Below are 10,948 nucleotides of genomic sequence, written 5' to 3'. Positions count from 1 at the left end.
TTTCAATCGCAAGATTTGTGTCTGCGCGCACTTGACACAAACTCGACATGCGCCAAAAACGTGCGCAGAAACGCGAGGAAAATATGCCAAATATCAAACCCATTTCCGATCTGCGAAATTACAGTGACGTGCTGCATGATGTAGCTGTTGGTGCTCCGGTTTTTCTGACGAAGAACGGACGCGGCAGATATGCAATTCTCGATATACAGGACTTTGAAAAGACACAAGCAACCATCCGGCTGATGAATGAACTTGCAAAAGGCCGCAAATCCGGCGAAGAGAAAGGCTGGCTGACATTAGATGCTGTGGAGAAGAACCTCGGGATTGATCATGAATAAGCTGCATTTATCCGAAGAAGTCCAAAATGATCTCTTAGAAATCAAGACCTATATTGAGGAAGAATTATTAAATCCATCCGCAGCATTGGCAACCGTAAGCAAAATTACAAAAGTCCCCGTATTTTGCAGAACCACGCTCAGGCCGGAGCTTTGCTATCTTCGATTGCAGATATAGAGAGCAATTATCGATTTATTGTAAGCGGCAACTACATCAGCTTTTACCGTGCTTACGGCAACGAAGTTTACATTGACCGTATTCTCTATGCCCGCCGCGATTATATGCGGATTTTATTTGGAGACAGTACAACAAAGGAATAACTGTGGAACACCTCAAAAGGCCGGTCAGAGAATCTTTCCCTGACCGGCCTTACTCAATCTTATTCTTTGACAAACAACTCGTAATCATTCCACGCCCTTTGGTGCAAAGGGATCCTCATAAATTGCATACACCCCCGGACGGCAGAGCTGTCCGGAGCCGTTGACCGCGGAGCGCACACCGTCGATTGCCGGGTCGGAATAGGTGCAGAACCATTTTTCCATCCTGCCCTTTAAAAGTTCTGTAAAGCTTCTTCCGGGAAATCCTACAGGCTGCTTGTCGGAAAGTCCCGTCAGCTTAAGGATCGTCTGCATATAGTCCAGATTAGATGTGTCTATGTTCATTGATAACCTTCTCCTTTAAGAGACTATTATACTCTACTGAGTGATTTTCCAGTACCCCTTTCGGTCAGATCCTACTCTGATAATTTTTCCATTTTCTTTTAGAGCTTTTATAAGACGGCTTACCTTTCTTGCACTTATATCCATTTGTTCTGACATTTGCTTTGCTGTAATGGAAGCATTTTCCTCCAATAATCCCAGAACTTTCATCATTTCTGAATCATCATCGCCAATTTCATTGCCATTATCATCGCCATTGGCAATGATAGTATTATCTTTTGGCAATGAAAATGGGAACTCAACTTTTATAAAATGTTCTGATATATGAAAAATACTTTTATCATACTCTTTTAAAATTCTACTCATTCCTGATCCTAATTGTTCTACAAGACCCACATCTTTAAATACACGCATCAATTCACGATTTCTCGGCATACTACTACAACTAAAAAAATCTTCCTTGCTTTGCCCCGGAAGCAATCCACCATAAGATGTAAAAATCATTTTGTCATTAAAAATTTCAAAAACAGGTGGTATCTCCCTCGAAAAATCAGAATGTACAATTGCGTTTATCACAGCTTCTCGCATTGGAATAGGTGCAATTAAATTTTTTTCTACTCTCTTGGTATTCGTTACTTTTGCTCTGGTTATATTTTCAATTTTTAACTTTTCCAGCACTTGATGCGTTGCTTTGATTAAAGAGCAATAACCATATTCTTCATTCTCAATCAGATCCACTTTATCGCTTCCAGCATATTTGGCAACCTTAATAGATACTCCATTTTCATCAGCAAGCAAATATGCAACATTGTTTATGCCACCATATTCTATGCAATTCTCGATATGCAGGATTTTGAAAAGACACAGGCAACCATCCGACTGATGAACGAGCTTGCAAAAGGCCGGTCAGAGAATCTTTCCCTGACCGGCCTTGCTCAATCTTATTCTTTGACAAACAACTCGTAATCATTCCACGCCATTTGGTGAAAAGGGATCCTCATAGATTGCATACACCCCCGGACGGCAGAGCTGTCCGGAGCCGTTGACCGCGGAGCGCACACCGTCGATCGCCGGGTCGGAATAGGTGCAGAACCATTTTTCCATCCTGCCCTTTAATTGAGTTACCAGTTTTTTATATTCCGGTAAACCGTACAGATTCTTCTCTTCTCCCGGATCGTCCACGAGGTGATACAGCTCGTGTTTTCCATAGGGATAACGGTGCACATATTTCCATTCTTTCGTCCGGATCATGCGGACAGGCCCGTATTCGTCGAAGATCACGACCTCGTCGCGGTGCTCCCTCTGCTCGCCTTTTAAAAGCTCTGTAAAGCTTCTTCCGGGAAGTCCCGCAGGCTGCCTGTCGGATAGTCCCGTCAGCTCCAGGATCGTCGGGAGCAGATCGCAGGCGCTTATCATTTCGCTGCAGACGGTATTTGCAGGAATGTGCCCCGGCCAGGAAATCAGAAACGGCACTTTAACTGCGGAATCATACATATTCATCGGGAATGTCCCGTTGCCCTTCCCCCAGACGCCGTGCTGTCCCATGCTCATTCCGTTGTCCGCTGTAAAGAGGATTACGGTATTGTCTGCCAGCCCCTGTTCTTCTACTGCATCCAGCAGTCTGCCGATCTGTTCATCCATCGCACTGATCGCCGCAAAATAGCCCCGCAGATTTTCTTCCCTCTTACCGGTTCCATATACCGCGCCGGTGCGCAGATCGGGATGATCCGGCACGTTGGGAATACTGGGAAACGTGCAGCCATCATAGTAATCGATCCACTTTGCAGGATGGTGCTCCTTTTCCCAGGGTGAATGGGGTGCAGTATAGTGGACAGACAGATAAAACGGGGCATCCCCTTCGCCCAGCTCTTTTAAATATTCCAGTGCACGATCCGTGATCAGATCTGTCACATATTCCCCATGATGCACGGTGATTTCTCCATGGTCCACCATGTCCGGGTGGTAATAGCAGCAGCCGCCCATGCCGATGGTGTACCACTCCTGAAAGCCCTGCTGCGGTTCGATGCTGTTGCCCAGGTGCCATTTTCCGGAGAGTGCACAGTGATAGCCGTTTTGCGCCAGAATGTCCGTGTAGGTGGGCTGACCTTCCAGATAGGAAATCGGCTTCCGTTCCTGCTTATAGCCCTCGAAATAAGGATTTTCCTTTCCCTGGGCGGCAAATTTCTCGCCGTCTAAGTTTCCGCTTCTGAGCCAGTCCTGTACGCCGTGAGCGGAAGGCATTTTCCCGGTCAGAATGGATGCCCTCGCCGGAGAGCATACCGGCGAGGCACAGAAGAAGCTGTCAAACCGCATTCCCTGTTCTGCAATTCTGTCCAGGTTGGGCGTATAAAGCTCCGGTGTCCCGGCGCAGTGCATCGCCCAGGGGCCCTGATCGTCTGCCAGAATCATGATAATATTCGGTTTTTTCCCTGTTTTTTCCATATTATTAGATTTTCCTTTTTACTGCTTTGCTTTTGTTTTCTGATACTCTGCATTGACTGCCTCAAGGATCTCTTCACCGCCCTGACTTCTCCAGGACTTGCTCAGCTGCTCTACACCCTCTTCGATGGAAAGCTTACCCTGCAGCATATCCGAAAAGTACTGGGTGTAAATATCGTCCACTGCGGCGCCGTTTTCGATCTCAACCTGCGTTTTCTGCTTAATCAGGTTCGGAACCTGGCACTGGGTCGCAAGATCAACGGTATGCAGCGCACGTTCCCGGTTCGGATCGGTTACAGGGATGTAGTTGCTCTCCAGAGGCCAGTAGAAGGAGCCCCACGCCAGCGCGTGCGCCCAGCCATTGGGCGAGAAAGCATCCTTTGCACGCTCTTCTTCGTTGAAGACGATTTCGTCGCCATCCTTGGTGTAATGAATACCTTCGATACCAAGACGCAGCAGGTTATTTCCTTCCTCCGAAACCATGAAGTCCACAAATGCTGCCGCTTTGTCAGGGTTCTTGCAGGCTGCGGTGATACAGGTCATCATACCGCTCTTGCCCTGCTTGCTTAAGCCTCTCGCGCCGTCCGGACCTGCGGGGGAAAGATCATAGCAGATCGAAGCGTCCGGGAACAGCTCTCTGACGCTGTTTTCATGACGGGTCACATGACGGAACAGGGGTGCAGGCATCATGCCGGCTTTGCCCTGATAGAACTTTTCTTCTTTTTTAGACATATCATTCAACATCAGCTCCGGATCGATCGTACCTGCATCCCACAGCTCTTTGATGTAGGTCATGCCCTTTACAAACGCAGGATCTTCAAAAACGGGGATTACCTGATCGTTTTCATCCAGCGAATAGTCCGCATAGGGTAGTCCGTATGCGAAAAATACCCAGTCAAACTGTCCCGGCTTTTCTGCCGTGTAGCCGTATGTATTATTCTGTCCGTCGCCGTCCGGATCGTCGTTTGTGAAAGCGAGCATGACGTCTTTCATTTCATCCAACGTCTGCGGATAGGACAATCCCAAATTATCCAGCCAGTCCTGACGCATCACGATCAGGGTATTGGCCACACTGTACTGTGCAATAAACGGCATGCCGTAATATTTTCCATTTTGTGCCGACCACTCGTAATTTTCCAGCCATGCCTTCATGCTCGGGAAGGAATCCATGTAATCATTCAGCGGAATAACCATTCCATCATCAATCCACTGCTGGGTTGCGCTCGTCCCGTATGCACCAGTTACCACATCCGGGAAATCGCCGGACGCCATCGCAACGTTGACCTTTTCCGTATTGGCTTCCGGAACGATTTCAACCGTCAGGTCTATGCCGAGTTTTTCGTTGATCGCTTCAATAATGCGGTCGTTATCCTGAATTGCTTCTGCCGCAGCGTCGCCGGTCGTCAGCCAACGGATCGGAACCCGCTCTGCAGAATCCGCAGTGTTCTGACCACCCGAAGCGCTGTTGCCGCAGCCTGCTGCCAGAATCGTTGTCGCTGCCATCGCTGTTGCCAGAAATGCACACTTACTTCTTTTTCTCATTTTGTTCCCTCTTTCTTTCCCTTTTATATTTTACCCCTTCACTGCGCCTGCCGTCATCCCTGCTGTGAAATATTTTTGGAAAAACGGATACGCGCACATGATCGGAATAATTGCCAGCATCACAGCCGCCATCTTCATCGGCTGTCCTAATAAAAACAGGCTTTCTCCGCCGCTGGAATATGCTGCGTCATTCTGAAACAGCATCGACCGTAAAAACAGCTGCAGCGGCCATGCTTCTTTCTTATTGATATACATAATCGCCGAGAAAAAGTCGTTCCAGTGATCGACTGCATAAAACAGCGTCACCGTCGTCAGCGCCGGTTTGGAAATCGGAAGCATGATCCTAAACAATACGCCGATCTCCGTACATCCGTCCAAAAGCGCCGCTTCCTCCAGCTCCATCGGAAGCTCCAAGAAGAAGTTTCTTAAAATAATCAGGTTGTAGGTGTTGACCGCCGACGGCAGGATCATCGCCCACAGCGAATTCATCAGATGCAGATCCTTTACAACGATGTAGGTCGGAATAATTCCGCCGGTAAACATCATCGTAAACACTGCCAGAAACATGAAGAACCGCTGTCCCTTTAAATCCTTTTTCGACAGCACATACGCCGCCATCGTCGTAATCAGCATGTTGATCAGTGTGCCGACAACCGTGATAAAAATCGAGTTCGCATACGATCTCCACAGATCGAAGCTTTTTAACATATAGGCATAGCCTTCAAACGACCATTCGTCCGGCCATAAATGGATGTTCGTCGCCAGATAGCTTTTCAGCGAGGAAAACGAAACAACCAGGCAGTCCCAGAACGGGTAAAAGGTTGTCAGCCCCAGCAGAATCAGAAAAATCAGATTTACTGTGTCAAAAATCCTGCTGCCGACAGAAACCTTGATTTTTTTCGGCTTTTCCCTGCTCATCAGTAAATTCCCTCCTCTCCTGCCATGCGTGCTGTCTTGTTTGCAATGACAACCAGTGCAAAGTTGATCACGGATTTAAACAAGCCGACCGCTGTCGCCAGCTCAAATTTGCCTTCCTGCAAGCCCATCCGGTATACATAGGTATCGATGATATCCGCCGTCCCGTATACGCCTGGATGATACAATACGAAAATCTGTTCAAAGCCCGCCTGCATCAGTCCGCCGATTCTCGTAATCAGCACAACGATAATAATAGAACGGATACACGGCAATGTGATATGTAACAGCTTCTGCCACCGGTTCGCCCCGTCCACGGTCGCCGCCTCGTACAGCTGCGGATCGATTCCGGTGATCGCCGCCAGATAGATAATCGTGTTCCAGCCGAACGTTTTCCAGATCATCGAAACGACCATCGTGCCGACGAAATACTTTTCATCTGTCAAAAATCCGATCGGTGCAAAGCCGAGCGCCTTGATGACGCCGTTGACAATACCCGAATCCATCGATAACAGGCTTGTCAGAATACCGCCCAGAACGACCCAGGAAATAAAATTCGGAATGTAAATCGCTGTCTGGATGACCCGTTTTACCTTTCCAAGCCGCAGCTCATTTAAAAGCAGCGCAATGATAATCGGAAACGGAAATCCGAAAATCAGTCGGATCAGGCTGATCCGGATCGTGTTCCAGAAAACGGAATAAAACTTTTCCATTCCAAACAGCTTTTGGAACATTTCCGTCCCCGCCCACGGACTTTTCCAGATTCCAAGCATCGGATTGAAATCCTTGAATGCAATTGTTACGCCGTACATCGGAACGTAACAGAAAATGATGTAATACAGAATCGCCGGAAGCAGCATCAGATACAGATATTTATGCTTCCAGAAATACAGTGCTGCCTTCTGCAGGCCCCCCTGCTGTCGGCCCTTTGAAAGTGCTGCGGTTTTTTCCCTCTTTCCCGTCATGTACCTTCCTCCCTCTCTTTTTTTCTGAAACAGTCCTGTTCCGTAAATGCTGCCCGCCTGGTGGCTGCAGCCCCTTTGCGTTTTTTTGTTTCCGTTTCTGAGGTCATTATATAAAAACACAGCTCTGTTAAAAATTAAAAAATCCGACCTATTTTGTTACATTTATAACGATTTCAAAAAAGCCTTGATCTATCACCCCTTTATTGACTTTTTGCAACTTTTTGACTTTATTTTTTGCAGATTCATCGGATTTTTGCTATCCATTTTTGCACTCCCTTTCTTTTGCTTTGTGCATTTTTTCGGTATAATGGCGTCAGAACCAATCAAAGGGAGGCAATTGTTTTGATATCATTCGATCGTTCCATGCAAAAGAAAAAGCTGAAAAATATCATTCGCTCGAGACACTTTTCTTCCTGTTTTTTTATTCTGACACTGTTATCCACGATCCTGTTTTTTGTTTCCACGCTCTTAAGCATCTGGCAGAACAACCTACAGTTAAAGGAGCAGCTGGAGGCAAAGGCAGACGCTGCCTATTCCAATATGGAAAATACTTTTTCCGTTATGAAGGTAGGCTCTGTTTTTATCGCAAAGCTTGCCTCCGTAAATCACATCCTCGTTTCACCGGATCCTACCATCGATTATTTTTCCCGTATGATCAGTGATATTTCTCCTTACACACAGCTGTACTCCTTTGAAACGATCTGCCTGTATTTTGACCGCAGTGAACGGGTTTTCGATTCCAGCGGAGGCATGTACACCTACAGTGATTTTTATAACCCGGATTTTCTCCAGATCCTTTCGGAAATGGACACGGAGGAGGCCTGGGTTGTAAACATTCCTTATGAGCGCTACTACAGCCCGCGTCCTGCTGTACCGGTTGTGGTCTATGCCCACAGTCTGCCTTTGTATTCCTCCAATCCGAAGGGCTATATCACAATTTCCTATGCCATGCGGGAGCTGCGCAGGGATGCTGCTGCCCTTCTTTCCGACAACGACAACAGCTATCATGCTGTCGTTACCTTTTGCGATCAGCTTATCTATGCCACGGATGCAGCTCTGTACGAGCGCTGGGATTCTTCTCTGTCCGCTGATGAAAATGAAGCCCTGCTTTTTCCCGATTATAATGCCTATCCTGCCGTTCAGAACTCCAATACGCTGCAGTGTACCTACTATGTGTCCACCACAGAGCAGTTCAAAGCAGTTACTCCCTTTCTTTTAAGACGTTTTTGCGAATACTTTTTTATACTATTCTGTTGCTTTTTACTTTCTGCTATCTACAGCATGGTTTTGTTAAAACCCGTGGATGACATTATGGAAAAACTCGGCATCACGCCCTACACCCTCGGTCTGTCCGACGATCATGATGAATTTTTCCGCTTAAACTCTGCCCTGGACAGTCTGACTGCCCAGGTCTCAGAGGTGCATTCCGTCCTGCACGAAAAAGAACAGCTCGTCCGGGAGCGTCTGCTGCTTGGTATCCTCCATGCCTCTGTCGATGTCACTGCCCTGCCTCAGGAATATATGAAATACGGTCTGGTCTTTCCGTACCGCTTCTTTTCCCTGATCCTCATCCACATGCCTGCCCTCGAAAGCATGGAGGATTTCGCAAAAAAGGAGCAACTGCGTCTCGTTGTCCTCTCCAGCGCTTCGGAGGCATTTTCCGTCCTTGGCAAAGCCTACGGCATCCATACAAACGGGCAGAATATCTGCATCTTGCTCAATACCTCCATCGCAGATGCAGAGCTGACGGCAGAATTAAAGCGCCTCTGCAGCGCTATTTCCCAACGCATGCAGCAGACGCTTTCCATTGATCCCTTCTTTTCCATTGTATTGTGTGAACAGGCATCGCCCTCCTACCAGAAATCCTGGCAGCTGGCCCGCAGAAACCTTTTGTTCACTTCTCCGGAAACAGAGGATTTTATGATCATCGGTCATCAGGAGGATCTGACCTCCTCCCTGGATCCCAACCTGTCCATCCAGCTTTCTCGTGCGCTGATCGACCGCGATCAGACGGTTGCCCGCAAAATCGCCGACAGCTTTTTTTCCCGCTATCTGGAAACAGCAAACACCCAGGAAGCCCGAAAGCTTACAACGATCCTCCTGTGCGAGGTCTATGTGGCGCTGCTTGATTTCGGGGATGACATTCCGGACACCCAGCTGAGCCCTTACCTCAAAAAGCTGGAAAATGCTGCGGATCCTTCCGAATGCAGCCGCATCTTCTTTTCCTGCATCCAGGGACTTTTAAATGCCAAAACAAAAACCTCCATGGAAGCCCACACTTATATCTGCCAGGCAATTTCCTATATCCAGCAGCACTACAGGGAGGAGCTTTCCGTCCCTCAGATCGCGGACGTCGTCAGCTTAAACCCGGTCTATCTTTCCAGGCTCTTCAAGCTCGACACCGGAAAAACGCTCTCCGAGTACTTAAACTGCTACCGCACGGAATGTTCCCTCGCGCTGCTGACCGACACTGCTGATACGATCCAGTCGATCAGCCAGAAAGTCGGCTACTCCGACGTCCGGAGCTATATCCGGTTCTTTAAGAAATATTATGACGTGACACCCAGTGAGTACAGAAGGGGGGCGGTTGGAAAATGATTCCGGACAAGTCATTGCCGCAAATAATATTTGATTTTTGCCACGAAAATGCCAAAGCTGCCGCACAGTGAACCTTTGACGGCAGAGCTGTCCGGAGCCGTTGACAGCGGAGCGCACGCCGTCGATCGCCGGATCGGAAAAACGCTCTCCGCATACTTCTTGACAGAACAAGCCGCCTTTTTTATACTTATAGCACTTGTAAAAACGTTACTGTTCACCCACGCCATTCGCAATACAATAGAATGCACGCTCCGCGAACATTCTATTGTCATGAATCACGCCTTGCGGCAGAACGGAGGATACTGTGACAGACAAAAAGCTGATTTCATCTTTACAGGGGCTGCGGGCAGTTGCATTTCTGAGCGTGGTCCTGTCCCATTGCGGCGCACCGTGGCTGGGGCCGTGGGCAATTTCCGTATTTGTGGCGCTATCCGGTTTTCTGATGACCTGCAACTATTACGACCGCCCGCGCACAGCACCGGGACTGCGGTCTGCCATGACCTTTTCCCTGCAAAAAATACGCAAGTTATATCCGCTGCACCTTATTATGATGGTTGCTGCCCTTCTCCTTGTGCTGAAGGGTCTTTGGGCGCAGCCCTCTGCCCGCGGGGTGCTGTCCTGTGCAGCAGAGCTTGGGGTAAGCATTTTCCTGCTGCAAACATGGATCCCCTCCAGCCGTTTCTGGTTCTGCTTAAACGGAGTCGCGTGGTATCTTTCGGTGCAGGCTTTTCTGTATGCTATTTTTCCCGGTCTGCTCGCCCTGCTGAAAAAAGTCGATACTCGCAGGCTGCGCTGCATCGCTGCCGCGATTTTCTGCGCACAATTCCTTTTCTCCCTTGCAATCTGGAAGGCCGGACTCAGTGGAAAGTCCATATTTTACCTGACCTATCTGTGTCCTCTTTTCCGGGCAGGAGATTTTGCCATCAGCTGCTGTATGGGCTGCCTTTACCACAGCCGCAAGGAGGAGCGCATACCGCACGGTGCCTTTTCCCTTCTGGAGCTGGCAGCTGTGCTGTTTTCGGGCGGTTGCTTTTTCATCGCTGCCAGACAGGTAGGAGCTTTGGGCGCGGTAGCCTTCCGGTACAACGTGCTGTTCACCCCCTCTGCGGTGCTGCTGGTCTGGCTGCTCGCCGTGGGCAAGGGAGTGATTTCCCGGCTGCTTTCCGCAAAGCCGTTTTTGTGGCTGGCCGGGCTGTCGCCTTACGGCTTTCTGATTCATCAGGTACTGATCCGGTATATGGAGTTGGCTGCAAACAAGCTTGGTCTTACGGCACATCCTGTGGTCTGGACCCTGACCGTATTTTTGCTCACACTTTGCCTGAGCAGCTTTTACAAGGCGTTGGAGCACCGGGTGCGGAAGCGTCATGCCAAAGCTGCCGCGCGGTAAAGGGGATCCGTTTATCCGAAATTTGCAGCGAAACTTAGCAAAACTTAAATTTGTTGTTTTTTCTCTTTTCACAAAGAAAAAGCACTGTCAAACCCAAAATCCTATGG

The 10,948-nt window shown here is 48.5% G+C and carries 10 protein-coding genes; 4 read left to right on the top strand and 6 right to left on the bottom strand.

Going from position 1 to position 10,948, the window contains the following annotated elements:
- The first annotated feature begins 83 nt into the window (after positions 1-83).
- Positions 84-338 carry a type II toxin-antitoxin system prevent-host-death family antitoxin gene (locus ACLTOQ_RS01840; RefSeq protein WP_117960988.1) on the top strand — a complete coding sequence of 85 codons (255 nt, stop codon included), beginning with the start codon at positions 84-86 and terminating at the stop codon, positions 336-338.
- Positions 339-488: 150 nt separating this feature from the next.
- Positions 489-656: a type II toxin-antitoxin system RelE/ParE family toxin gene (locus ACLTOQ_RS01835; RefSeq protein ID WP_412318564.1), complete on the top strand. Its 168-nt coding sequence runs from the start codon at positions 489-491 to the stop codon at positions 654-656.
- 84 nt (positions 657-740) lie between these two features.
- Here the strand turns inward: ACLTOQ_RS01835 and ACLTOQ_RS01830 are convergent, their stop codons facing one another.
- From ACLTOQ_RS01830 to ACLTOQ_RS01805, 6 genes are all read right to left on the bottom strand, one after another.
- Complete coding sequence (locus ACLTOQ_RS01830; RefSeq protein ID WP_117960984.1) at positions 741-998, bottom strand: hypothetical protein; 258 nt, start codon at positions 996-998, stop codon at positions 741-743.
- 33 nt (positions 999-1,031) lie between these two features.
- On the bottom strand, positions 1,032-1,793 hold the full coding sequence (locus ACLTOQ_RS01825) for an ATP-binding protein (RefSeq protein WP_412318563.1): 762 nt from the start codon (positions 1,791-1,793) through the stop codon (positions 1,032-1,034).
- Positions 1,794-1,961: 168 nt separating this feature from the next.
- On the bottom strand, positions 1,962-3,437 hold the full coding sequence (locus tag ACLTOQ_RS01820; RefSeq protein ID WP_412318562.1) for a sulfatase-like hydrolase/transferase: 1,476 nt from the start codon (positions 3,435-3,437) through the stop codon (positions 1,962-1,964).
- An 18-nt stretch (positions 3,438-3,455) separates the two neighbouring features.
- Entirely contained in the window at positions 3,456-4,976 is a 1,521-nt protein-coding gene (locus ACLTOQ_RS01815) for an extracellular solute-binding protein (RefSeq protein ID WP_117960976.1), read from the bottom strand.
- A gap of 30 nt (positions 4,977-5,006) precedes the next feature.
- Positions 5,007-5,894 (bottom strand): carbohydrate ABC transporter permease, encoded by an 888-nt coding sequence (locus ACLTOQ_RS01810; protein WP_117960974.1) that lies wholly within the window; start codon positions 5,892-5,894, stop codon positions 5,007-5,009.
- Positions 5,894-6,856 (bottom strand): ABC transporter permease, encoded by a 963-nt coding sequence (locus ACLTOQ_RS01805; RefSeq protein WP_117960972.1) that lies wholly within the window; start codon positions 6,854-6,856, stop codon positions 5,894-5,896. The genes ACLTOQ_RS01810 and ACLTOQ_RS01805 overlap by 1 nt, the downstream gene beginning before the upstream one ends.
- A 342-nt stretch (positions 6,857-7,198) precedes the next feature.
- Here ACLTOQ_RS01805 and ACLTOQ_RS01800 point away from each other — a divergent pair, with 342 nt between their 5' ends.
- Positions 7,199-9,454: a helix-turn-helix domain-containing protein gene (locus ACLTOQ_RS01800; protein ID WP_147342701.1), complete on the top strand. Its 2,256-nt coding sequence runs from the start codon at positions 7,199-7,201 to the stop codon at positions 9,452-9,454.
- A 304-nt stretch (positions 9,455-9,758) separates the two neighbouring features.
- Positions 9,759-10,841 (top strand): acyltransferase family protein, encoded by a 1,083-nt coding sequence (locus ACLTOQ_RS01795; RefSeq protein ID WP_412270693.1) that lies wholly within the window; start codon positions 9,759-9,761, stop codon positions 10,839-10,841.
- Positions 10,842-10,948 lie beyond the last annotated feature (107 nt).

Source organism: Gallintestinimicrobium sp., assembly GCF_046968865.1.
Classification (GTDB): domain Bacteria; phylum Bacillota; class Clostridia; order Lachnospirales; family Lachnospiraceae; genus Gallintestinimicrobium; species Gallintestinimicrobium propionicum.
Note: the sequence above shows the minus strand (reverse complement) of the source record. Positions and strands in the feature narration are given on the sequence as shown.